24 protein-coding genes and 1 pseudogene are annotated in these 23,843 nt (G+C 33.1%); 20 read left to right on the plus strand and 5 right to left on the minus strand.

The window, feature by feature from the left end:
- Positions 1-94: 94 nt before the first annotated feature.
- Together M666_RS18625 and M666_RS18630 are read left to right on the plus strand one after the other, a co-directional pair.
- A complete protein-coding gene (locus tag M666_RS18625; protein ID WP_024479735.1) occupies positions 95-634 on the plus strand; it encodes a hypothetical protein in 540 nt (179 codons plus the stop codon).
- 301 nt (positions 635-935) lie between these two features.
- Entirely contained in the window at positions 936-2,225 is a 1,290-nt protein-coding gene (locus tag M666_RS18630; protein ID WP_029445656.1) for a DEAD/DEAH box helicase, read from the plus strand.
- Between the two features lie 52 nt (positions 2,226-2,277).
- On the opposite strand, the gene M666_RS18635 is transcribed toward M666_RS18630, so the two are convergent.
- Entirely contained in the window at positions 2,278-2,610 is a 333-nt protein-coding gene (locus tag M666_RS18635) for a single-stranded DNA-binding protein (protein WP_029445655.1), read from the minus strand.
- 442 nt (positions 2,611-3,052) lie between these two features.
- Here M666_RS18635 and M666_RS18640 point away from each other — a divergent pair, with 442 nt between their 5' ends.
- Both M666_RS18640 and M666_RS18645 read left to right on the plus strand, forming a co-directional pair.
- Positions 3,053-4,348, plus strand: coding sequence for an AAA family ATPase (locus tag M666_RS18640; RefSeq protein WP_029445654.1), 1,296 nt, complete (start codon positions 3,053-3,055; stop codon positions 4,346-4,348).
- 5 nt (positions 4,349-4,353) lie between these two features.
- Positions 4,354-4,992 carry an RloB family protein gene (locus M666_RS18645; RefSeq protein WP_029445653.1) on the plus strand — a complete coding sequence of 213 codons (639 nt, stop codon included), beginning with the start codon at positions 4,354-4,356 and terminating at the stop codon, positions 4,990-4,992.
- 101 nt (positions 4,993-5,093) lie between these two features.
- Here M666_RS18645 and M666_RS20310 read toward each other — a convergent pair.
- Positions 5,094-5,325: pseudogene (locus tag M666_RS20310) on the minus strand (group II intron reverse transcriptase/maturase); the annotation flags it as partial.
- 559 nt (positions 5,326-5,884) lie between these two features.
- Here M666_RS20310 and M666_RS20420 point away from each other — a divergent pair.
- From M666_RS20420 to map, 5 genes are all read left to right on the plus strand, one after another.
- Positions 5,885-6,145 (plus strand): hypothetical protein, encoded by a 261-nt coding sequence (locus M666_RS20420; protein ID WP_151198091.1) that lies wholly within the window; start codon positions 5,885-5,887, stop codon positions 6,143-6,145.
- Between the two features lie 864 nt (positions 6,146-7,009).
- The gene (locus M666_RS18655) at positions 7,010-8,053 is read left to right on the plus strand and encodes a BamB-related PQQ repeat family beta-propellar protein (protein WP_029445650.1); all 1,044 of its coding nucleotides are present in this window, start codon (positions 7,010-7,012) and stop codon (positions 8,051-8,053) included.
- A 133-nt stretch (positions 8,054-8,186) separates the two neighbouring features.
- A complete protein-coding gene (locus M666_RS18660; protein ID WP_029445649.1) occupies positions 8,187-8,780 on the plus strand; it encodes a hypothetical protein in 594 nt (197 codons plus the stop codon).
- A 147-nt stretch (positions 8,781-8,927) separates the two neighbouring features.
- Positions 8,928-9,449, plus strand: a complete 522-nt coding sequence (locus M666_RS18665) for a DUF4269 domain-containing protein (protein ID WP_316932443.1) — start codon at positions 8,928-8,930, stop codon at positions 9,447-9,449.
- Positions 9,450-9,589: 140 nt separating this feature from the next.
- Positions 9,590-10,354, plus strand: a complete 765-nt coding sequence (gene map / locus M666_RS18670) for a type I methionyl aminopeptidase (RefSeq protein WP_029445647.1) — start codon at positions 9,590-9,592, stop codon at positions 10,352-10,354.
- Between the two features lie 38 nt (positions 10,355-10,392).
- Here the strand turns inward: map and M666_RS18675 are convergent, their stop codons facing one another.
- Complete coding sequence (locus M666_RS18675) at positions 10,393-10,770, minus strand: Fur family transcriptional regulator (RefSeq protein WP_029445646.1); 378 nt, start codon at positions 10,768-10,770, stop codon at positions 10,393-10,395.
- Between the two features lie 85 nt (positions 10,771-10,855).
- Between M666_RS18675 and M666_RS18680 the strand changes: the two genes are divergently transcribed.
- The 8 genes from M666_RS18680 to M666_RS18720 all read left to right on the plus strand — a co-directional run bounded on the left by M666_RS18680 (position 10,856) and on the right by M666_RS18720 (position 19,849).
- Positions 10,856-11,857, plus strand: a complete 1,002-nt coding sequence (locus tag M666_RS18680) for an NAD(P)/FAD-dependent oxidoreductase (RefSeq protein ID WP_082007932.1) — start codon at positions 10,856-10,858, stop codon at positions 11,855-11,857.
- A gap of 739 nt (positions 11,858-12,596) precedes the next feature.
- The gene (locus tag M666_RS18690) at positions 12,597-13,484 is read left to right on the plus strand and encodes a hypothetical protein (protein WP_029445643.1); all 888 of its coding nucleotides are present in this window, start codon (positions 12,597-12,599) and stop codon (positions 13,482-13,484) included.
- Positions 13,485-13,639: 155 nt separating this feature from the next.
- The gene (locus M666_RS18695) at positions 13,640-14,329 is read left to right on the plus strand and encodes a helix-turn-helix transcriptional regulator (RefSeq protein ID WP_029445642.1); all 690 of its coding nucleotides are present in this window, start codon (positions 13,640-13,642) and stop codon (positions 14,327-14,329) included.
- Positions 14,330-14,416: 87 nt separating this feature from the next.
- Complete coding sequence (locus M666_RS18700) at positions 14,417-15,367, plus strand: alpha/beta fold hydrolase (protein WP_039326051.1); 951 nt, start codon at positions 14,417-14,419, stop codon at positions 15,365-15,367.
- On the plus strand, positions 15,360-15,941 hold the full coding sequence (locus M666_RS18705) for a YdeI/OmpD-associated family protein (protein WP_029445640.1): 582 nt from the start codon (positions 15,360-15,362) through the stop codon (positions 15,939-15,941). Before M666_RS18700 ends, M666_RS18705 begins: the two co-directional genes overlap by 8 nt.
- 564 nt (positions 15,942-16,505) lie before the next feature.
- Positions 16,506-17,090: a hypothetical protein gene (locus M666_RS18710; RefSeq protein ID WP_029445639.1), complete on the plus strand. Its 585-nt coding sequence runs from the start codon at positions 16,506-16,508 to the stop codon at positions 17,088-17,090.
- A 265-nt stretch (positions 17,091-17,355) separates the two neighbouring features.
- Positions 17,356-18,081 (plus strand): tRNA-uridine aminocarboxypropyltransferase, encoded by a 726-nt coding sequence (locus tag M666_RS18715; RefSeq protein ID WP_262486528.1) that lies wholly within the window; start codon positions 17,356-17,358, stop codon positions 18,079-18,081.
- 868 nt (positions 18,082-18,949) lie between these two features.
- The gene (locus M666_RS18720; protein WP_226989932.1) at positions 18,950-19,849 is read left to right on the plus strand and encodes an SMP-30/gluconolactonase/LRE family protein; all 900 of its coding nucleotides are present in this window, start codon (positions 18,950-18,952) and stop codon (positions 19,847-19,849) included.
- A gap of 137 nt (positions 19,850-19,986) precedes the next feature.
- On the opposite strand, the gene M666_RS18725 is transcribed toward M666_RS18720, so the two are convergent.
- Positions 19,987-20,397, minus strand: a complete 411-nt coding sequence (locus tag M666_RS18725) for a hypothetical protein (RefSeq protein WP_029445636.1) — start codon at positions 20,395-20,397, stop codon at positions 19,987-19,989.
- A gap of 259 nt (positions 20,398-20,656) precedes the next feature.
- Entirely contained in the window at positions 20,657-20,866 is a 210-nt protein-coding gene (locus tag M666_RS18730; protein WP_029445635.1) for a hypothetical protein, read from the minus strand.
- Between the two features lie 43 nt (positions 20,867-20,909).
- On the opposite strand from M666_RS18730, the gene M666_RS20125 reads away from it, so the two are divergent.
- The 3 genes from M666_RS20125 to M666_RS18745 all read left to right on the plus strand — a co-directional run bounded on the left by M666_RS20125 (position 20,910) and on the right by M666_RS18745 (position 23,820).
- Positions 20,910-22,214 (plus strand): sugar phosphate isomerase/epimerase family protein, encoded by a 1,305-nt coding sequence (locus M666_RS20125; RefSeq protein ID WP_029445634.1) that lies wholly within the window; start codon positions 20,910-20,912, stop codon positions 22,212-22,214.
- Positions 22,215-22,240: 26 nt separating this feature from the next.
- Entirely contained in the window at positions 22,241-22,999 is a 759-nt protein-coding gene (locus M666_RS18740) for a ThuA domain-containing protein (RefSeq protein WP_039326055.1), read from the plus strand.
- A gap of 116 nt (positions 23,000-23,115) precedes the next feature.
- Positions 23,116-23,820 (plus strand): hypothetical protein, encoded by a 705-nt coding sequence (locus tag M666_RS18745; protein ID WP_029445632.1) that lies wholly within the window; start codon positions 23,116-23,118, stop codon positions 23,818-23,820.
- Positions 23,821-23,843: the final 23 nt, after the last annotated feature.

Below are 23,843 nucleotides of genomic sequence, written 5' to 3' on the forward strand. Positions count from 1 at the left end.
TACCTAATTTAATAAAATAGTTATCCTATTATTACGTTAATACCCTTGTTGACAAGCATATAAAAACCGATTACAAACAAAAAACCAAACTAAAATGAGAAACCTAAAACTTACTGCTATTACAGCATCCCTGACCTTACTACTAGCCTCTTGCTTGAGTACTGAAGAGAAAAAAATAAAAGCAGAAGAGGAAGGTAATGCCCTTGTTTCTATAAAATCTAAATTACTAAAAGGCGCAGGAGATGCCCTGAAGACTGATGGTAAGGAAGCTTTAGAATCTGCAAGTGAAGGTCTTGGAGAAGCTTTTAAAGGTTTAACTTCTGGGTATGATAAAAGTATCAACCAAGCCAAAGTACTATCGGACACAACATTTTTGAAAACATTTGAAATTGGAAGAACAGAAAAGTTTTATAATGATACTACCCATATAAAAAAGGTTACCGTATATCTTATCGCGGACAAAGCTTTTGATAAAAAGCTTAAGCTAAAAGCTTTTGATGCTACCGATAGAGAAATTGGAAGAAGTACTGTAAAAACAAAACTTGAAGAAGACGACGCTCAATTTATAGATTTTGAATTTGACAATAGAACGCCATTATTACAAGCTGATTATTTTATTATTAGCCACAATTAAAGCATAGCAGCAATTACGGCTGCATCTTTATACTAATAGTATTCCAGTGCGGTACGGGTACAAGCTCATGTATGCTTAATTCACGATGATACGAGTACCGCACTGTGTTGCTTCTAAGCACCCCTACTCCTACTCCTTTTCACTGCCTGCAAAATACGTATCGGCACACGTCTATATTCCGCTTTGCACCATATACTACGTGCTTCCTACAGCTCACGGTAGACGAATACTATAGATCAAACTCTTAAAAACTTATAAATCCGAACTATTCCCCTACCTTTGTGGCTTATTATAAAAATACATGACATTTAAAGAATTAGGGATTGCAGAACCTATTTTGAAAGCTTTAGCTTCAGAAGGTTACGAAAATCCTACTCCAATACAAGAAAAATCAATTCCAATATTACTAAAAGGTAAAGACCTTTTAGGCGTTGCACAAACAGGAACTGGAAAAACAGCAGCCTTCGGTATTCCCATTTTACATCACTTATACACGAACAATAGCGGCGTAGGTAAACGAAAGATAAAAGCCTTAGTTGTTACTCCAACACGAGAATTAGCCATCCAAATTGGTGAAAGTTTTACAGCATATGCCCGTTTTACAGGTATTAAAAACACCGTAATTTTTGGTGGTGTAAAGCAAGGAAAGCAAACAGATGCCTTACGGAAAGGTGTAGAAGTATTAATTGCGACTCCAGGTCGTTTGTTAGATTTAATGAACCAAGGGTTTATTTCCTTACGAGATTTGGAACACGTAGTTTTAGATGAAGCAGATCAAATGCTTGATATGGGATTTATACACGATGTAAAAAAAATCATCGCCAAATTACCCGCAAAACGTCAGTCGCTTTTCTTTTCGGCTACCATGCCTAAAACCATTGTAGAATTGTCTCAAAAAATATTGGGAGAATTTGAGCAGGTAACTATTAAACCAGAACAAGCTACTGCTGAAAAAGTAGAACAAGCTATTTATTTTGTTCCTAAAGGCGATAAGGCTAAACTTTTAATTCATTTAATTGAAGAAAAAGATGCCAAAGCAGTTTTAGTTTTTTCTAGAACAAAACATGGTGCAAATAAAATTGTTAAACTACTAGACAAGGCAGACATCCATGCTGCGGCTATACACGGTAATAAATCACAAACGGCAAGACAAAATGCCTTAAAAGATTTTAAAGACGGTAAATTAACGGTTCTAGTGGCTACCGATATTGCTGCCCGTGGTATTGATATTGATGATTTATCATTAGTGGTAAATTATGATTTACCAAATGTACCTGAAACTTATGTACACCGTATTGGTAGAACGGGTAGAGCAAATGCTAGTGGGGTAGCTTTATCTTTCTGTGATAGAGAAGAAAGAGCGTATTTAAAAGACATCCAAAAGCTTATTAAACAAACTATTCCTACCATCACAGATCATCCTTTTAAAGATGATGGTAGCAGACCTGTTGAAGCAGATACCGATGATAGACCAAAGAGACAAGGACAGCAGAGCCGTTCTAGAAACAGTGGTCAGAAACCAAGTAATTCTAACAACAGAAATAAAAATAGGAACCGCAATAGAAATCGTACTAGCGACGGACCTAAATAATAAAAAAAGCCTTGCATTACGCAAGGCTTTTTACTTTTACACTATTGGGCAATTACTTCCCCAGCATTAATAGTTCATTACATCTAATCTCTGTGAAGTAGCGCTTCTCCCCTTCTTTGGTTTCGTAAGACCGGTGCATTAATTTACCTTCTACCGCTACTTGTTTTCCTTTGACCAAAAAGTTTTCTGCAATTTCTGCTGTTTTCCCCCACGCTACAATGTTGTGCCACTGGGTATCTTCTACTTTTTCGCCTTGAGCGTTCTTATAAGAATCGCTGGTAGCAATGGTAAACTTAGCGAGCTTGGTGCCGCTCTCTAAATTTACGATTTCTGGATCATTTCCTAAATTACCAATCAACTGTACTGAATTTCTAAGTGCGTTCATAATTTTAATTTTTAGCTCCTGATACAAGCTCAGGAATGGTTAACAGTTAAGACTATCGGAACCCTATTGTTCTGACACTGCAAACTTAGAAAGCTCGTAGGATTTGATTCGGTTTGGAAATAGTTACTTTCGTTTACAAACGTTTGTAAACGTTTGAACTCAACTAAAAAATGATAGTATTTATTTCCTAAACAGCGTGTAGCAGCATGTTTATATATGAAAACACCTAAAAGATACACTCTCACAGCAAATAGATCAATTCAGGAAATAAAAGTTTTACTACCTTAGACATATAGTACAGATATACACAATTGCGTATATCCAATTGTTGGCAGTAAGCTGATCAATGTAACTCATTAACAAAATTTAAATACAAAAAACTAAAATAAATCATTTTTTTACTATTAATTTGTAAACAACTTACAAAATAGAGATAAAAAAAATGATAATTAATTTCAGTTTACAAAATTTTGGTTCTGTCAAAGAAAAACAGACGTTGACTTTTGAAGCAGACAAATCTGAACACCTTAATGATTATTACATAATGAATGTAAGTGGTTTTAGATTACTTAAACTAGCCCTTATCTATGGTGCTAATGCATCAGGAAAAACTACAATACTTAAAGGCTTGGAATTTTTAAGAGACTTAATTCTAGAACCCGAAGAAAAGAAAACTGATTCATTGGAATTCAAACCTTTTCTTTTCGATAAAGAGACACCTAATCAGACTTCAATATTATCTATCGATTTTTTACAAAATGGAATAAGATATGACTATGAAATAGAATTTACAGAAAAAGCAATCATTAGTGAAAAACTTGACAACTACAACCCAAAAAAAGCTAATGTTTTTAAAAGAGAAACTGATTTAAAACATCAGTTTACAGAGATAAAATTTGGTAGCAAAATAAAAAAAGACAAAATATTTATCAAAACTCTTGAATCCAACACTCTATGGAATAATAGCGTTTTAGGTGGGTTTCTAAAAACAAACATCGATTCTATTGAATTAAATGAAACTATAGATTGGTTCAAAACATATTTAAAGCCACTAGTATACACAAGGACTGAACTAGAAGGTTATATAACGTCAAAAATTGATAACAATGAAATTCTAAAAAAAGATGTAATAAATATCTTAAAAAAAGCAGATTTTCATATTTCAGACATACACATTCAAGAAGAAGACAAAGAATTGCCTGATGGTTTTATTGAGTTTATAGAGAAACAACTTAAAGCCTCTAATGAAAGAGTAACAAAGCTTAAAGAAGAAGGTAAAATAACTTCAGTAAATATCGATTTTGAACATACGGTAAATGGTAACAAGTATAATCTACCAATAGACCTAGAATCTCAAGGAACTAGAAGATATTATGGTTTTGCTGGTCTACTCGCATTGTTAATTAAAAACAATCACATTATTCCAATAGATGAACTTGAAGCTTCTCTTCATCCAGATTTGTATATTCAATTTTTATTATCATTTCTTGTTAACTCTGAAAATTCTCAAATATTAGCTACTACGCATAATAGAGAAATATTAGATAACAAAGATGTTTTTAGAAATGATGCTATTTGGTTCACAAATAAATCAGAAGACTGTTCAACAGAACTATACTCGTTAGCTGATTTTGATACTTCTGTGGTAAGGGACACTACAAACGTACTAAATGCATACAAGAGCGGAAAATTAAAAGGAAAACCTAATTTAGGTGATTACCACATTGATCTTGAATAACGCTTATGAGACAAAGATCTAAAATTAAAATAAAAGGTTCCAAGACATTTGCATTTGTTGTTGATGGAGATACCGAGGTTTGGTACTTACAAATGTTCAAGCGTAACGAAAGAGAGCTAAACATAAACATAGAGCCAAAACTTCCAAGTAAAAAAAGTATTCCTGAACAATTTAAAATGGTTAAGGATTTAGCTGAAGACTACACTAGAGTTTTTTGGATTGTAGATTATGATGTGATTGCAAAAGAAACACGTGAAGCCAAAAAAGGAGTTGAAACAAGCGAACAATTATTTATTAAAGTAAAAGAAAAAGCTGAAAAGCTTGACAATGTTATCGTAATTGTTAATAACCCTTGTATCGAATTTTGGTTTTTATTACATTTTGAAAAAACCAATAAACTCTTTACAGATTGTAATTCAGCGGAAAAGCAACTAAAAAAACACTTAACTGATTACCAGAAAACAAGAAAATATTTCACAAAACAGGATAATGATATTTACTTAAAACTCAAACATAAATTAAGTGATGCAAAAGTAAATTCTAAAAACCTAAAATTTGATAAATACAATACTAGTAAAGCAATCTGTGAAATGAATTCTCTATTCGAAATTGATGGAGTTAAAAAGATAACTGACAAAAAATAAAGCCTACTGCCAATCGAGTAGACGACTCCGCCCCTAATTAGGAACGGAGTGCGCCTCTCACACCACCGTACATACGGGTCTCGTATACGGAGGTTCAATAATTATACATCTCGTTTGTAGTATTCTATTAAACTAACATACCCTCTCATTTTTAACCTTTTTAATGGTAATTGTAGTCCCTAAAATAGGGCTTTGCGCTACTGCCCATCCTCCCATTCTTGTGCGACTCCAAGCATAGGCGGTGTTTTGGTTTACACCTAAACGGATTAGGTTTTTCCGCTTCCGTTCTGGTTTCTTCCAATGGTGCCATATACAGTACCGCAATCGGTTTCTGTTCGTCAGTACCGAGTTTTGTAGTCCTGCTTCCTTCAGTTCTAGTCTCACAACTAGCAACCTTGCAGCTTACTAATGGTTCAAGGCGTTACACCTGCCCGTAAGGGACTTGCACCCTCTAGATTAATTATTTACCTTTCAGTAAATCAAAAGATGCCCATGCTGGGCACACACACGCTGTATAATTAAAAAATGACTGTAACCAATTAGTTAAAATAATTGAATCCCTTTAAAGATAAATTAGTAAAGAAAATTTAAATGAACTTAATTTTGGAAACCTATTTTGAAAATTACTTTTAACTAAATGATTCATCAAATAAAAGTTCTCAAGAATTAATTATTATATTTTATAAATACCAATATAACATCTAGACTAATTATGAACTCTGAAGATATCATAAACAGAATAAAATCAATACCTAGAATTCAAGACATAATTAGACCTGAAAAGGTTTTTTATTCTGGTCCCAATCTTACTGAAGAAGCAATATACTATGGTGATAAAATTAGATATAAAGATTCAGTAGATTTTTGGATTTCAATTTTAAGTTGGATACATATGGATTCAATAGAATTTGATGATATTACTATTTACAATGAAAAAGGACAATATCCTGATGATATAAACTTTTGTAAAAAACTTAATTCAGTATCGGAGGAAATAAAAAAAGTAGTATTAAAAATACAATCATTAAACCAGTATACTGAAAACACAGAAATTATAAATTCTTATCGTATGAGCAATGAATGGTGTGATAAGAAAATTTTATTTGATTGTGGTGATAAATTTTTCTTGTATAACTGGTATACTGGAGAATAATAAAACTATACACAATCGAGTAGACGGCCGTGAGCAATAAGCCCACGGTGCGCCTCTCACACCACCGTACATACGGATCTCGTATACGGCGGTTAGTAACTCATCTTTCCAATTGCTCTTTACACCAATCAAAACTATTTCTTACTTTATCAAATGGCTACAAATTTTCTAGGGAATCGGTCACCCAATAACGAAAATTAATGCTCCATCTGGCATTTCAGAAAGGATTACTTTCAGTCCTTCCTCACTTGTGAGACCTATGCAGATATGCTGCAACTCGTTTCTCGTGAGTACTATGACGTCTGCTGACTTCTCTACTATACCAACTCGTGGTTATAGAGATCTCCCCAGGTAAGAACATCTTCTTTCTCTCGATCCCTGCCGTATCTACATAACTATCTTTTTAATAATCTTTAAGGCATTACAATGATGTAAATGCTTACCCAGTTAATTATGCCTCTTATAAAATTCCTATTCGTCAGTACCGAGATTTGTAGTCCTGCTTTCTTCAGTCCTAGTTTCTCAGCTAGCAACCTTGAAGCTTACTAATTGTTCAAGGCTTTACCCAAGCCCATAAGGGACTCGCACCCTCTAAATAAATTAACTGCTTTTAAAAAAAGAACTAAATGACGCCCATACTGTGCACAGGCAATATCTATGAAGTAATACGGGGCATGCTGTTTAATTTAATGTATTGCTTATATTTACTATGTCCGCAAAATCTTTCCGATTTTGCTCTGGCAACAAAAAAATAAATCAAAGCAAAAAGCTTTTGCTACGTGCTAAGGCGGAAACGAAATGGTTTTTTTGCCTCCGCACTACGCTTAGCTCAAGCGTTGTATGTCATTACTACTCAAATAAAATATGAATATTAAACAAATAACCTTATCTGATGAATTCTGCTATCCTTGTTATCCAATTATCGAGGATGAATTTATTTATTTAGGGTTAAGATTTACTAATAAAGATTCTGATATTAACTCCGTTAAATCTTATCAAATCCGTAAAATGAACTCTAAGACTGAAGATATAATTTGGTCTATTAATTTATCTGAAGATACCGTATTATGCAAACCAATAATTATAGAAAGCAAAATTTTATTTAGTACTACTAGTGGATTAATTGCAATCGATAAGTTAAATGGTAAGCAAGTTTGGAAATATAAAGCGAAGATTTGGGATAGTCACTTAAGTTCAATAGATGATAAAATTTACTTGACAAATAAAAATGCAATTGAAGTCATTGATGTCAGTTCTGGAACAAGACAAAAACAAAAAAAATACCGTATAAAATGGATAGATAGTCCTGTAGTAACGAAAAGTAACAAGTTATTTATTTCTACATCCAACTCCAAAATACTTGAAATAGATAAAAATAGTTTAGAGATTTTAACTGAGTATAAATATCCCGGAGGTTGGGCTATAGCAAATACCCCTGAATTCTATCAAAATCAAATATTATCCAATTCATACGCTTCATATATCACAAGTTTTGACATTGATACTGGTGAAATAGTATGGAGGATAAAGAAAAAAGTGGGTTCAGAACCAAAACAATTAATTACTTCTGAAACTCTGTTTGCTATTGAAATCTTAGGGGCTCATAAATTAACATCAATAAACCTTTCTAAAGGTAAAAAAACATGGTCCAAAGATTATCATATTCACGAACTAATAGATTTTGACGATAATACTTTACTTGGAACATTAAAGCAAGAAGGTGGGCAATATGTTATAGGCTTCTTGAATAAGAAAAGTGGAGAATTAATAAATTCTTTGCCTGCAAATAATTTTAAATTTGACGATAAATTTCAATATCGTTTATGGAGCGAAGCGGTAATCGAAAAAAATGATAACAAAAGTGTAGTTTGTTATAAACCAAGCGAAATAACAATCGTAACAAAATAAAAGCCATACAACACTATATATAGCAAATTGGGTGATTATTGTTTAATCCAAAAGTTGTTGTCTATTTGTGAAGTATAATCTTTAACTTGTGTAAACCATGTTCCTTAACGAACACTAGACCAAACAAAAACGAATGAATAAAACTATAGTTCTATTACTACTATTGACTATCGGAATTATCTCCTGTAAAAACTCTGAAAAGGTAATAAACAGAGCTGAAATTACTAAGCAATACTATAAGAATCTTGACAATTCCGATTATTCTAAAATATCGGAATGGTTTGCGAATAGCATAAGAACGATAGAAGGAGAGCATAAAAACACATATTCTAAAAAAGAATATTTGGAGATTTTAAAATGGGATGCTGTTTTTGAACCTAATTATGAAATACTTCAAATTGAACAAAAAGATGGAATCGTCAAAGCAAAAATTTCAAAGATGGATAAAAGAATCTTTTTTCTTCACGAAAAACCATTTGTAATACATCAAATTATTAAGTTTCAAAAAGATAAAATAATCAGCATAGAAACAGATTACCTGAATTTTGATTATCCGACTTGGGAAAAAAATAAAAATGGAATTTTGAGCTGGATTGACAAAAATAACCCTAAACTAAATGGATTCATAAACGATCTAACTGAAGATGGCGGAATCAAATTCCTAAAAGCTATGGAATTATATAAAAACAACTACAGCCCAAAAACAACTGAGATTAAAAACAATTAAATTTCTCCTTAATCTAAGACACTAATATTGCAAGCTCCTAAATTCTAAAATCAGGCACATTTAATTTTTTGCTAAATTAGGTCCTGAAATACGCCAATAATAGCCCAATAACAGGTTTGAATACTTTAAAAAAAGCAAGAATTGATTGTGAATTTTAGAAATATTGAATATTTAAAATCTGGAAACGAAAGGCAAAAACTTGCTTTTTCCGAAATCAAAAAATATAAAGTTTTAGAGAAACTTAAAAAATATAATCCAATTTTGGCAGGAACTATTCCAATTGAAATAGATGTGCCTGAAAGTGATTTGGACATAATTTGTGAATGTCAAAATCATTCTGAATTTAAAGCATATTTATTAGATCAATTTTCTCAAAAAAAAGACTTTAAGGTGTATTCAATATTACAAAATGACATTGAATCGACTATTGCCGAATTTAAAACGGAAAATTTTTTGTTTGAGATTTTTGGACAAAATATTCCTACCGAGAGGCAAGATGCATATCGACATATGATTATTGAAAGAAATATTTTAGAAGAAAAAGGTTTTGAATTTAAACAGAAAGTAAAAGACCTAAAATCGAGTGGAATAAAAACGGAACCTGCTTTTGCAAAATTATTAGGATTAGAAGGTGATCCATATATTGAATTATTAAAGTTAGAAAAATAAATACCGCCCACAACCCAGGTAAAATTAGAGGCTATTTTTGGTTAGTTCACAAAAATTTTCACGGATTTTTATTCGGTTTTATTTCCTAAATTTAAAGCTTAAAACATGTAAATAACCGGAGTGGCTACTAAAAAAATGATATGTCAATAACAAAGGAAGCCGAATTAATCGGAATGAAAAAAATTAGTGAAGTTGTTGGAACAACGCTAAAATTAATGAGAGAGTACGCTAAAGTTGGTATGTCTACTAAAGAGCTTGATGAATATGGCGGCGAAATTTTGAAGAGTTATGGAGCTAAATCTGCACCTTTCGAGACTTATGGTTTTCCTGGTTATTCTTGTATTAGTATAAATAAAGAAGCGGCACACGGTATACCTTCAGAGAAAAAAATATTAAAAGAAGGAGATTTAGTTAATATTGATGTATCGGCAGAACTTAACGGATTTTGGTCTGATAATGGCGGTTCTTTTGTTCTTGGAAATGACATTCATAACCACCAACCTCTTGTAGATGCTTCTAAAGATATTTTACGCAAAGCAATAAACAATATCAAAGGTGGAGTGAAAATTTCAGATATTGGATATTTGATAGAAACTGAAGCAAAAAAATCTGGGTTCAAAGTCATTAAAAACTTGGCTGGTCACGGAGTTGGTAGAAGTTTACATGAAGAGCCTGAAAATATATTAAACTACAGGGTTAGAAGTAATAGAGAACGATTTAAAAAAAATACAACGGTTGCAATTGAAACTTTTATTTCAACAAAGTCCACTATTGCGGTTGAACTGAATGACGGTTGGACTTTAGTAGGAAATAAAGGTGGGTATGTAACCCAACACGAACAGACAATATTGATTACAGACAAGAATCCTATTATTTTGACAGAATCAAATGGAATGTGGAATTAATCATTTGATAAAATAACCTTATCTGAACCCATTAAAACCTACGAACAGTCATTACAAACCCCAGTTAAAACACAGTTGGCGTTTTGGACTCTATAGCCATTAGGAACGGAATACGTTACCGGCACTTGCAAGCATTCAATTGTGTCACACGATAAACATCGAAAATGAAAGTGATGTTGAAGAACCGCTTCTTGATTCTCACATTTTTTGCAAATGGCAAAGTACTGTTTCCCATCCTCTGCAACAATTCTATGGACTAAATCGTCCTTACAAAATCTATTCAATACTCGGTATATAGTTGCCCTATTGATTTTAATATCAAGTTGGTTTTCAATAGCGTCTTGGCTCAATGCTTTTTTTGAATTTAAAAGTAAATTTAAGACCGCTTCTTTTGTAGGCGTATTTCTTCGATTCATATATTATTGCGAATAAGTTGCAATAATACAAAAAAATTGTATTTTTGGCAACACACTATTGCGACTAGTTCGCGTTAAAATAAAAATGAATAGAAGAGAAATTATACAATTAATTGGAGTATCAGGGCTAGTTCTTGCGCTACCAAAGCCTATATCGCTCTTCGCTCAACACAACAGCAAAATGGATAACAAAAAATTTGAAGTAATAATTATTGGTGGGAGTTATGCAGGACTTTCTACAGCACTGAGTTTAGGACGCTCATTAAGAGAAACATTGATCATAGATGCGGGAAGACCGTGTAACCGCCAAACACCACATTCTCATAATTTTCTGACCCAAGACGGAAGTTCTCCCAGAGAAATAGCTAAAATCGCTAAAAGTCAATTAGCTATATATGACAGTATCAAATTGTATAACGGACTTGCCGTAAGTGGCAAGAAGATTAAAAATGGTTTTGAAATCACAACCTCAAATGGTGATGTTTTTACAGCAAAAAAGCTGGTTTTTGCTTCAGGAATTAAAGACATAATACCTGACATACCTGGATTTTCACAATGTTGGGGAATATCAGTAGTACACTGTCCTTATTGCCACGGTTACGAAATACGAAATAAAAAAACAGCTATAATCGCTAACGGAGAAGGAGCATTTCACCTTGCATCTTTAGTGAACAATTTAACAAGAGAAATTACAATCATCACTTCAGGAACGAAGGAATTCAAAGAAAACCAGCTCGATACATTAAAGCAGTACAATATTCGAATTGTAGAAAAAGAAATTTCAGCACTTGAACATAAAAATGGGCAATTAGAAAATATTGTATTTAAAGATGGAAGTAAAGAAAATTATGCGTGTGCTTACGCATCAGTTCCGTTTACGCAAAACTCTACCATACCAAAACAATTAGGCTGTAAATTTACGGAACATGGCCATATTGAGGTCAATTCTATGCAGAAAACTACAGAAGAAGGGGTTTTTGCTTGTGGCGACAATAGTACACTAATGCGCTCTGTTGCAATAGCCGTTTCTGGTGGAAACGTAACTGGAGCTGTTATTAATAATGAATTAACACAGGAAAGTTTTTAATATGGTGGATGTAGTTATAACAAACGTAAAATCAGAATGTCACTCAGAAGAAATTCTGCAATTTTTAAAAAATGAGTATCCAACTCTAAAAATCAATTTCGACTTGGAAGATTTCAACAAACCCTATCCTTGTGGGCATTCCATTTTAAGGATTGAGGGTGAATTAATTAATACAAATACTATTGTACACGAACTTAAAAGCAAAGGAATTGAATGTGATTTATTAGAGGATAAAATTTGTAAATAACATGGCAGAGTTTTGGGAAACAGCTTTTAGCGATAAGCAAGAAATGTAGGGAGTGAACCCTGCAAAATCTACTGAACTGACAAAACATTTATTCATTGAAAATAGATTAAAAAACTACTAATTCCAGGAATTGGATATGGACGAAATGCGCAAGCGTTTCTCGAAAGTGCAATACATGTAAACGGAATTGAGATTTATAAATGCACCTGATTCGTTTAGAAAATTTAGGAAGAAAATGTGGAATGAAAATGTTATACATAAATGGGGAGGGTAAAAGCTCTCAACACCGCTATAATTAATACAGGTTTTAGAGCTTCATTTAAAGTTTAGAGCTTGTAACTAAGTCCGCTAAATATAAAATTTGGCACTTATAGTAGAAAAGATAAAAGCAAAATATTTATATTTAGCTAAGTAATAAACCGAAACGATAGTGCTTATCACCTGCCCTACGATTTCTTATACTTAACGTTAGCTTTAATTAACCAAAAAATTATGAAAAAAAATATTTTACTTGGAATTATATCAATAATATTTTTTACTACTTGCTCACAAACCGAAAAGAATCACAAAGAAAAACCTGAAACATTTCATACTGAAACAAAAAAACTTGACAACTCAAAAACAAGTTCTAAAATAAGTCAAGAAGGAAACGAGAAAAAAGAACATAAAAAAGAGCTTGATTATATTAAAAGAAGAAATTTAAATGTTGAATATTTTAAAAACAAAGAATTCAATGATAGAACATTTAAAGAAAATAGAGATTCACTTTTCGCTTTAGAAAAATTACTTCAACATATTTTAATACCTACTAAAGTAAACGATATAAATAAAAAAGGAAAAATAAATCTTGAGACATTTTTACCAGAACTTGGATTTGGAATGCTCGATGGTTTAACTACTTATAATAAAGAAGTTTCTATATTATGCACAACGAATTTTATATTTTCTGACTTTTTCATAAAACAAGAATATAAATTTGATAATATTACTGAGTCTAATATAGAAGATATCTTTTCTTATGCATTTGCTTCTGGTTATGTTATAACAAGTATTCATTCTTACAAAATCAATAAAACAGAAAACGTAAAAGCTTATGGTATGATTAGTATTGACGGTCAAGATATCGGTCCTTTTAAACCAAACAGTTTATATGCTCTTGTTATAATTGAAGACAATATTTATCTAATAAGCAAGTCGATAAAAAAAGAATTAGAAGGAATAGAAAAATGTGAGAGTTTTTGGAATAATGTAGATAGTGAATCCGAAGATAAAACTTGGGAAAATTATTGTGAATGTTACCAAAGAGAATTCACCAACAATGAACAACTTCTACCTCTAAAAAATGAAATAGAAAAAATGGTGAACCTAATTATAGAATAAGACAAACATACAACACCGCTATAATTATTACGGGTTGTGGAGCTGAACCTAAAGTTTAGAGCTTATTCCGAAATTAAGTACTTTTAATTCTCGTACTAAACGTACGAGCAGAGACATTGTAAGCCATTTGAAAAAACCAATAACTACATTAAAAAATGGATTATTCCGAAACAAATAGACTGTCACGATTAACAGCAATCTTAATTCAATTACAGACCAAACGAATTGTAACTGCCTCGGAATTAGCTAATAAATTTAATATTAGCAAAAGAACTATTTACAGAGATATAAAGGCATTGGAACAATCTGGAGTTCCTGTATTAACGGAGGAAGGAAAAGGCTATACATTAATGGACGGATATAAAATGCCACCTGTAATGTTTACTGAAAAACAAGCTAATGCTTTAATACTTGCAGAACAATTAGTGCTAAATAGTAAAGATGCATCATTTGTAAAGGACTATTCAGAAGCAATAGATAAAATAAAATCAATTCTAAAATATACAACCAAAGATAAAGCTAATATACTTCTTGAACGTACACGTTATGACCAAAACACAAATCGAGAAAGGAATAGTAATAATTTATCAGATTTACAAAATGCATTAACTAATTACAACCTTGTTAAAATAGAATATATCAATAAAGAAAATTCTGCTTCAATTAGAATAATAGAACCATTTGCCATATTAAATTCTGAAAATTGGTATTTAGTTGCATTTTGTCGTTTGCGTAACGAGTTTCGGTTTTTTAGACCGGACAGAATTCAAAAATTAGAAATTCTAACAGAAAATTTCGAACCTCATAATATGACTTTACAAGAATATTTTGACAAATATCAATAACTCTTTTTTACCCTTGCCATAAGGCTGTCATAGACTCAATTTACTTTTGTAGTACAATTATTTTAAAACAAAAAAATAACGACACAGATGAACAAAAGTATTAATTCAATCGAATTTCCAAAATCTACTATGATTTCAGTCAATAATATTGAACTTGAAGTATTTGAAGCAGGCAAAGAGAATAAAGGTAAACCTATCTTGCTCTGCCACGGATTTCCAGAAAACGCATATTCTTGGCGATTTCAAATCCCCGAACTTGTTAAAGCTGGTTACCATGTGATTGTTCCAAATCAAAGAGGTTATGGTAAATCATCTTGCCCAACTGAAATAACAGCATACGGCATTGAACATTTAACAGGAGATTTAGTTGCTCTACTTGACCACTACGGATATGAAAAAGCTACCTTTATCGGTCACGATTGGGGAGCAAATATTGTTTGGAATCTAGCTTTATTACATGCTGAGAAAGTTAGTAAAATAATAAATTTGGCTTTACCATATATGCAACGAGGAGAAAAACCTTGGATAGAGTTTATGGAAGAAATATTTGGACCTGATAATTATTTTGTTCACTTTAATAGACAAGTAGGAGTTGCAGATGCTATTTTGGATGAAAACAAATCTCAATTTCTTGGTAATTTGTTCCGAAAAAATGTACCACTTACAATGCCTGAACCAGGTATGACGATGATTAATCTTGCAAAAGCAGAGAAACCCCTAGGAGACCCTATAATGAGTGAAAGTGAATTGGCTGTTTATGTTTCTGCTTTTGAAACATCAGGATTTAAAGGAGGTATAAATTGGTATAGAAACCTTGACCAAAATTGGCATTTACTAGCCGATGTATACCCGATTATACAACATCCCACACTTATGATATACGGTGAACAGGATATTATTCCTAAGTCGGAAAACTTAACAGATTTTGTACCTAATGCAGAAGTGGTTAGTTTAGATTGTGGGCATTGTATCCAACAAGAAAAACCTGAAGAAACTAATAAAGCCATATTAAAATGGTTGGAACAACATAATGAATAAGAAGGAAATAGAAACATATTATCCTAAAAGTCAAACAGATTGGAGAAACTGGTTAGAGGTAAATCACCAGTTGAAACAGTCTGTTTGGCTTGTTTTTTATAAAAAATCAACAAAAGTGGCTTCTATTAGTTGGAGTGAAGCAGTTGATGAAGCAATTTGTTTTGGGTGGATAGATAGTACTAAAAAAACAATTGATGCAGAAAGGTACATCCAATATTTTAGCAAAAGAAAACCTAACAGTATTTGGTCTAAGGTTAATAAAGATAAAGTAGAATATTTAACTTCAAAAAAACTTATTCGAGAAGCTGGCTATAAAGCTATTGAAATGGCAAAGGAAAATGGTTCGTGGTTTATACTAGATGATGTAGAAGCACTAATTCTTCCTGAAAATTTAAAAAAAGAATTTGACAAAAGAGAGGGAGCTATAGAATATTACGAGAGTTTAAGTAAATCAGCAAAGAAAATTCTATTAAGTTGGATTGTATTAGCTAAAAGAGATGAAACTAAACAAAAACGAATTATTGAAATAGCAGAAAATGCTAGTAGAAACACCAAACCAAAACAATTCCGATAAAATAAAAAAAGCTTACAAGAATACATAAAAAACATAGAGCGTTTGGAACTTGACTATAAAATGGTAGAATAGGCAAAAATTAAATCATTAGAATTTTGTCTTAATTCTCAAAACGAAAAAAGCGCTTAACTCCTACCCTAAATTTGATAAGCTACACATTAGACAGAACCTTAAATTATAGAGTCTGATCTTTAACTTGTGTAAACCATGCCCCTTAAATAACACAGTATCAGTATATTAATATTTAGCTGAGATACCGAAATATAGTCCGAAAAAAAATATTCGCACGGGAAGTATTTTTAGTTGACTAAATTAGTAGGATCAATAGGATTTACGAGTATTGGCGCACATCTGAACGCGCAGAACCAATGCTTGTCCGAAAAAAATTCTACACCTAAAACGGAATAGCAGCTTAGAAGAAAATTGAATAGTTTGCGTATATTTACTACAATCTTAGAGTAAGTGCAATTTTACCAAGGTTATAAGAGATTAAATGAAAAACTTTTGTGAGGTTAAAAACATTGTAAGATCTCTTTAAAACATCAAAAAACCACTAACACCAATATGAAAAAAATGAATCTTTTAACGTATATCCTAATACTATCAACCACCATAGTTTTAGGACAAACTAATTGTGTAGAACTTGAAGCAGATAATGCCAGCCTCAAATCGGAATTAATAACTAAAGATGGCATAATAACCACTCAAAATGTTACGATTGATCAGCAAAAGAAAGAAATTCTCTATTATAAAGAAACCTTAGCATTGATCAATTCAAAAATAACTACAGAAAACAAAGAGGTAACCTTCAAAATTAATTCTGTTACCGGAAATTCAGATACTGGAACCGTAATGATTGAAGGAATTTTAATAAACAATGGTGTTTTAAGGTCTATTCAAGGACATAAAGCAAACGCTTTTGATCCGAAAGGTAACGGGATAATGTCCTATAAAATGACCGTGGGTAATGAAACAAGAATCGCAAAATTACTAAAGGATATACCCGCCAAATTTACAGTTGAACTTAACGAAATAGTCTCTGGAACACCCATAATTACCGCTTTAGTAATTGATTTTTATTCCAACGTTGGTTACAAAAAAGATGCCCTCAATATAGTTTTTAAAAACCTAAATGTGAATTGGGAATAAAATAGCATTGCCTTAATTAATTCAATGATAGAAAAGGCATTACGAAATAGTAAAAAGTTCTGTGCTCCCCTATTCTTGGCTCGAGAAGTTTATGAAATCGCAGATAATTAGTTGAAGTATTCCATTTTCACCTTGCAACAAAAAATTAGAAATAGACAAAAAAGCTTTAGCTTCGTGCCTAAACCTTGCAGGATGCAGGCGGAAACAAAAAATTCCCTACTACTGCCGCACTTATACTGGTGAAGACATTAAAAAGATATTCAACTTGCACGTAGCGCTAAAAAAAACAAGAATACAATGTTACAAATGCATGAGGCCCTCAAGCACCTGTATTTGTGAACACATTAATTCATTCCATACCAAGACTCGATTTATCATTCTTATGCACCCGAAAGAGTACAAAAAAGAGAAAAACGGAACGGGGCATATGACAAATCTTCAACTTGAGAATTCAGAAATTATAGTGGGTGTAGATTTCACCAATAACATTCGTGTAAATGAACTTCTGAATCAAGAAAATAGCACTTCCTTCTTACTTTATCCGGGAAAAGATAATTTCAATTTATCGCTAAGAGATAGTTCCGAAATCAATTCTACTATGGGAGCTCATCCAATCATTTTCCTTATCGATGGTACCTGGCCCTGTGCTCGTAAAATACTTAAATTAAGTAAGAACCTACAAAAACTAAAAAGAGTAAGTTTTGATAATGAGATAAAATCAAAATTTATTATCAAGCAGCAGCCAGAATCGCTATGTCTAAGCACTATCGAATCTGTCTATACGGTCCTGAATTTACTTAAGGAAGGTAATTTAGAACAATGCGACACGAAAAATTTCCTTATTCCATTTGAAAAAATGATTGCATATCAGCTAGAATATATGATAAATCCAAAGAGTAAAAACTATGTTGCAACTGCAAGCAAAATAGTTATTGCTAAGGATCTCTACAAGAAGAACACGGAGAGGAATATTATTTTTGAGCAAGAATAACCATGTATTCTATAGCACTAAAGAATATCAAAATAAATTAACCATTGGCAAGTTATGCTAGCGGAGAGAAACATCGTTTACCAATTATACCGATTCCAGCGCATCGTTTAGAATGCTAGACGATTATACGGCAATAGGTTACGGGTACTGTTCGTAACTATTTAATTACCCAGGCCTTGAAATTTATACCGCCAGAGGTAAAGGCGGCCAATATTGATGGTTAAACCCGAAATAAATGCAGTTGTTGTAATTATTCAAGAATGGAATTTAAAGATAGAGTTTAACATCGAGAATAATCTGTTGTGTAATCTATTAGCCCTATTATTTAAGGATGAAACTGCTATACATGATACTGCCCTTAAATAATGTAGTGTTTCGTGTATGGCTCAAATTTCACTTCCTCTATGTAAATAACTGAAATTTAATAATTTACAGCTTACAACCTATTAAAGACTGCTCTATTTCCTGTTATCATTTACCAATTTCCAAGGCCTACTATAAACATTTGCAAACTGAAATATCTACTTCAACTAAAATAGAAGAGAAACCAAATATTTCCAAATCAGTTTCATACCTCCTCATATACGCAGCAATTTTATTATGATCTGCATCAAAACTCCCATAAAAAGAGATAAATGACGTATAGCTTTGTGAAAACACAATGCGCTAAAGTGTTAATTATAAAACGATTACAATTAATACAGCACCAGTGAATTAAATTTAAAATTGTTTCGCGAGCGTGTATGGAACGTTTGCTGTTACCTCTGTAGGTTTCATACTTAGGCGTTTTTTGCCTTATAGCACATATGACCTTTGCATTTCCGCTTAAGAAAAAATACATATGACTAATCTACTTAAAAACAGTATTATGGGAACTAAACAAATTACTTTCACCGTTACTTTATTATGGGCCTTTCTTGCTCAGGCACAATCTGAGATAGCCTTTCCCATTTCCGTGGGCATGAAGCCCGAGAGTATTACAAAAGGCTTTCACGACAATTATTATGTCACTGTAATGAATGCAAAAGAACCAGGCGATGGCGAATTGGTGGAGGTCTCCAAGAACGGTATTAAGGTTTTTGCAAAAGGTTTTGATGAACCTAAAGGAATTGTTTTCCTCAATGGGTATTTGTATTTCTCTGATGTTACTCGAATCTGGAAAGTGGATAATGAAGGAAAGGCCAGTATTTTTGTTGATAAAGCCGACTTCCCTAAGCCTGTTCTCTATTTAAATGATGTCTCATTAGATGGCAAAGGAAACGGAATCTTTATTGCCGATATGGGAGCTACCGAATACATGCGGGACGCCAATAACAATTTATGGCCGCTAGACAGTGAGGAAGCAAAAAAGATTCCATCCTTAGGGCGTATTTATCATGTAGATTTAGAAGGGCATATCACTATACAACAAGATACTTCTCCCCTAATGTTAAACCCCAATGGTGTAGGTGTAGATAACAATGGGAATATTATGGTTGCTGCTTTTTTTAAAGGAAATTTTCTAGTGACAAAAGATGGTGTACTCACCCCACTAAAAGGCCAATTTAGAGGAGCTGATGCTGTAGAACAAGATAGTAAAGGCAACTATTATGTAAGCAGTTGGGTCTCTGGAAAAGTTTGGAAAATAGACCCAAAAACAGAAGCGTCTACCCTGCTTATAGAAGGACTAGCATCTGCCGCAGATTTTTATCTTGAAGAGGATAAAGACAGATTATTAGTCCCCGATATGATGACAGGTAAAATACATGCAGTACCACTGAAAAACTAGTTTTACAATAAGCTTTTACCACTGACTCTATTAAGACTACAGCACAGAAATTAAAGATTTTTATTGGCACGTTGTGATTCCTCCAAATTATTTTAGCCTGTTCACGATGGAGTAATCTGGAGGAGTTAGCACCATGCTTAGTAGCTTACTTTAGACGTATTGCCCAGCTTTTGCTCTACAATCGGGTATAAATCGTAGGTAGGATAAATTTCAGATCGAAAAGCTTTCCACGCGCTTCTTTCTATGGCTAAATTTACATCTTTAAGTTTTGAGGTGGGCAACTCCAGCACCACCATTTGGCCTATCCCCATGACTACAAACCAATTGACCACAGAAACACCTTCTGGAGGGAAATTTTTATAAAAACCTTGCTCGTTCCTAATAGCTTCTATCTCGTTTAGGTTCATAGACTGATTGTGCTTCAAGAAAATAGTCAATAGTAATTTCTCTGTTTCTACGTTCTTTAAATCCTCCTTAGCAGAAGATTGCGCAGTCAAGATATTAGTTACACATAGCATCGCGAATGCAGCAAAAAATATAGTTTTCATGAGTTGTATGTATTTAAATGATTTTTATTAATAAGCCGTTTATTTTAGTATTTCTAACATTATCTCTTTTACCAATATCAGCTTTTTTGTCACGGGTATACAAAAAGAGATGTTGGGTTTTATCATGATAGCGGAGTTCTTTTATGAAGGAATTCCATTTTTATGTAAAAACATAAGGCTATCCATTTTATGGCATTTCTTTAAGAAAATCTCAAAGAGCTCCTTATGCTTCGAAGGTAAATAGTTCACCATGCAGACACTATAATAAATTACGCATTGTATAGCACCCATGTGGCATTCCTCCGCCTCTATGAACACTTACTTTGACTGTATTGAAAATTATACACCCACAGGCGCAGATAGCTACATGGATCACTCCATCTCTAAAACCCATTGCGATGGCTTCCAAGGAGCATAATTGCCCATTTGCAACACCCGTTGCAATCATAGCTTCAAAGCTTATAGTCATACACCTGCAACTCAATTAAATTTACTTCTACAAGATTTAAAGGATGAATTACAATTTTAGTTTATATCGGTTTGCACATAAAACCGTAGTACTGCTTCTCTTCATAAGTGCAAATGCTGTTTTCTCACAAATGCAGATTCCCAAACAATCAGATAGATTACAACAGTATCTAGGGTTCTGGGTTAGTTCAATTCATTATAAGACCGATAGTGTGGCCAACCTACCGCTAATAAAAATGAACAATTATCCTAAAATAGATCATTCCGGAATGTCGGTTGATGTACTTCAACACAATGGAACATCGTACAAGCATACCTTAACAGAACTTATTGGGCACGACACCAAGACCGATTCAATTTTTGCATTGGGCAAAAGTGCCCAAGGTGAAATGTTTCTTGGTAAAGGTGGGTTTACTAGCGACACAGACTGGATAATGAAAGACCGGGACTTTACAGGCAAAGAAACCATGACCGTTAGTTTTGATTTTAAAAATCAGACTGATGTGTGCTTAAAGGGTGTAAATCCGCAGAACGAAGTCCTTTGGCAAACACGCTACATTAAAAAAAATCCGAAGCATAAAAATATAGGCATTCAGTTGGTTTCGGTACATGAAGAAATGCAGAAGAATCCTAAAGAGACTTTGAAATATCTTGATCGAATGGGCTATAGCTATATAGAAACTTTCGTTTATAAAGATCGCTCTTTTTATGGCCTATCTCCTTTGGCTTTCAAAAAACTGGTCGCAGATAACCACCTGAAATTTACGGGCTCTATGACATTCTATGACCTCCCAACTAATGACCATCAAGCTTGGAAAAAAGCTATGAATTGGTGGAAGGAATGCATCGAAGACCACAAACAAGCCGGTGTGGAATACCTCACTATATCCAACAATCAGCTTAAAGAAATTAAGACCCTTTCAGAACTAAAAAAGTACGCTGAATACTACACCGCTATTGGAAAACTATGCAAAGAAAGAGGCATCAGATTCGCCTACCACAACCATTCCGATGAATTTAAAACGGTAGAAAACGAAGTTATTTACGATTACCTTTTAAAGAACACTGACCCGGAATATGTTAGTTTTCAAGCCGACTTGTATTGGATGCATTTTTCACAGATAAACCCCATTGACTATTTTAAAAAATACAAGAACCGGTTTATAAGCTGGCATGTAAAAGATTACAAAGAACTTGGGCAGAGTGGCAAAATGGATTTTGAGCTCTACTTTGAATATGCAGAAACGGCGGGTGTCAAATATATTGTAGCAGAAGTAGAAGCTTACAATTATCCCGTATGGTATAGCATCAATGCTGCTTGGAACTATTTATACTTTAACCTATTATAACCTTCTACTCTTAACACATAGATCTTATGAACACAAGAATTTTATCATTAACCTGTTTTATCATTTTTACCTGTAACCAAATGGCTTTTTCTCAAGACCAATTTAAGGTATTGCTATTCACCGTTCAAGATACGTGGCATTATGAGTGCATTCCCACTGCGGTAGCTGCTTTCCATCAAATGGCTACAGAACATCAATTTAAATTTGATTGGACGCAAAGTCCTGAAGATCTTGCCTTAAAACTACCCTCTTATGATGTGGTTGTCTTTTTAAATGCTGATGCTGATGTCTTAACGGAGGACCAGCTTGATGTGCTAAAAACGCATCTCCATAACGGCAAAGGTTTTGTAGGAGTCCATTCAACTTCCGATAGTAAAATTAGAAACCTTTGGTTTGATAATCTTGTAGGCGGAGTTTTCAAAGACCACCCTCAATTTCAAGCAGCGGTACTCACAAATCATGACGTGGATTTCCCCTCCAATATGCACTTACCAGAAAAATGGCTGTGGAGCGAAGAATGGTATAATTTTGAGCTTTTAAAATCAGAACATATTAAAGTACTCCTTTCCGTAGATGAAAACACGTATGATTATCAAAAAGGATATGATGAAATACCGCTTTTAGGTATGGGTAAAAACCATCCTATTGCGTGGTATCAATTTTATGAAGGAGGACGTTCTTTCTATACTACTCTCGGACATAAACCAGAAGCTTTCCATAATCAAACGTATTTAGACCATTTATTTGGTGGTATCTATTGGGCTGCGAATGGCGAGAAAAAATAAATCTTTTATTGACAGAGCGCTATGGTATAAATTTAATGGTCGGTATAGTACTATTTCCAGAAACAGCCCCTTTTTTTCATTAAACAAATCATCACTATAAATCAAAAACAACACCTATGCTAGCAGGACATTATACCACCGCATTAATCGCAAACCAAAAATTTCCAAAAGGGAGTTTACTCTATTTTTTAATAGCCTCGCAATTACAAGATTTATTGTGGTTCACATTTCATATAGTAGGCTTGGAACCTACTAGGCCCAGTGATGTACTAGATACTACGTTAAGTAATATGACGGTAGATATGTTGTATAGTCACGATTTGCTCCCTCAAATATTTTGGTTGCTTTTCATCTTTCTCGTCGGTAAAATTTTATTTAAAAGCACCAAAATTGGTGTTGTAGGTGCGGCATTAGTCGCTATACACTTTATTTTAGATTTCTTTTCAGGTCACCCACATCATGTATTTGGAGCAGAAACTCCAGAGGTGGCTTTAGGACTTTATGCTACAAATGTTTACGTAGCTATAGCGATAGAAGCAGTTTTCTGTATTTTTATCCTGAGTTATTTCTTTAAACAAGAGGCACAAAGAGGAGTTCAACGTACTTCTAAAAACAAAGCTTCAATTATAGGCTTATTTGTATTTGGCATCATTTTTATGCTATCAATTGCAACAACTTCATTTAGAGAATTACTTCATATACCAGATTTTAATTTGGGCTTCAATTCAAACATACCTACTTTAATAGCGACCTACCTAGGAATGATTTTGTATCTATATTATTTCGTGCCGAAGTTCCACCTTGATGAAAATGATTTTTAAGTGAGCGTCATTATTTTTAAAAT

This window comes from Cellulophaga baltica 18, from assembly GCF_000468615.2.
In the GTDB taxonomy this organism is placed as follows: Bacteria; Bacteroidota; Bacteroidia; order Flavobacteriales; family Flavobacteriaceae; genus Cellulophaga; species Cellulophaga baltica.

Coding starts and splice junctions, on each gene's coding strand:
- M666_RS18625 (WP_024479735.1), top strand. CDS start 95: ATGAGAAACCTAAAACTTACTGCTATTACAGCATCCCTGACCTTACTA.
- M666_RS18630 (WP_029445656.1), top strand. CDS start 936: ATGACATTTAAAGAATTAGGGATTGCAGAACCTATTTTGAAAGCTTTA.
- M666_RS18635 (WP_029445655.1), bottom strand. CDS start 2,610: ATGAACGCACTTAGAAATTCAGTACAGTTGATTGGTAATTTAGGAAAT.
- M666_RS18640 (WP_029445654.1), top strand. CDS start 3,053: ATGATAATTAATTTCAGTTTACAAAATTTTGGTTCTGTCAAAGAAAAA.
- M666_RS18645 (WP_029445653.1), top strand. CDS start 4,354: ATGAGACAAAGATCTAAAATTAAAATAAAAGGTTCCAAGACATTTGCA.
- M666_RS20420 (WP_151198091.1), top strand. CDS start 5,885: ATGGATTCAATAGAATTTGATGATATTACTATTTACAATGAAAAAGGA.
- M666_RS18655 (WP_029445650.1), top strand. CDS start 7,010: ATGAATATTAAACAAATAACCTTATCTGATGAATTCTGCTATCCTTGT.
- M666_RS18660 (WP_029445649.1), top strand. CDS start 8,187: ATGAATAAAACTATAGTTCTATTACTACTATTGACTATCGGAATTATC.
- map (WP_029445647.1), top strand. CDS start 9,590: ATGTCAATAACAAAGGAAGCCGAATTAATCGGAATGAAAAAAATTAGT.
- M666_RS18675 (WP_029445646.1), bottom strand. CDS start 10,770: ATGAATCGAAGAAATACGCCTACAAAAGAAGCGGTCTTAAATTTACTT.
- M666_RS18680 (WP_082007932.1), top strand. CDS start 10,856: ATGAATAGAAGAGAAATTATACAATTAATTGGAGTATCAGGGCTAGTT.
- M666_RS18690 (WP_029445643.1), top strand. CDS start 12,597: ATGAAAAAAAATATTTTACTTGGAATTATATCAATAATATTTTTTACT.
- M666_RS18695 (WP_029445642.1), top strand. CDS start 13,640: ATGGATTATTCCGAAACAAATAGACTGTCACGATTAACAGCAATCTTA.
- M666_RS18700 (WP_039326051.1), top strand. CDS start 14,417: ATGAACAAAAGTATTAATTCAATCGAATTTCCAAAATCTACTATGATT.
- M666_RS18705 (WP_029445640.1), top strand. CDS start 15,360: ATGAATAAGAAGGAAATAGAAACATATTATCCTAAAAGTCAAACAGAT.
- M666_RS18710 (WP_029445639.1), top strand. CDS start 16,506: ATGAAAAAAATGAATCTTTTAACGTATATCCTAATACTATCAACCACC.
- M666_RS18720 (WP_226989932.1), top strand. CDS start 18,950: ATGGGAACTAAACAAATTACTTTCACCGTTACTTTATTATGGGCCTTT.
- M666_RS18725 (WP_029445636.1), bottom strand. CDS start 20,397: ATGAAAACTATATTTTTTGCTGCATTCGCGATGCTATGTGTAACTAAT.
- M666_RS18730 (WP_029445635.1), bottom strand. CDS start 20,866: ATGACTATAAGCTTTGAAGCTATGATTGCAACGGGTGTTGCAAATGGG.
- M666_RS20125 (WP_029445634.1), top strand. CDS start 20,910: ATGAATTACAATTTTAGTTTATATCGGTTTGCACATAAAACCGTAGTA.
- M666_RS18740 (WP_039326055.1), top strand. CDS start 22,241: ATGAACACAAGAATTTTATCATTAACCTGTTTTATCATTTTTACCTGT.
- M666_RS18745 (WP_029445632.1), top strand. CDS start 23,116: ATGCTAGCAGGACATTATACCACCGCATTAATCGCAAACCAAAAATTT.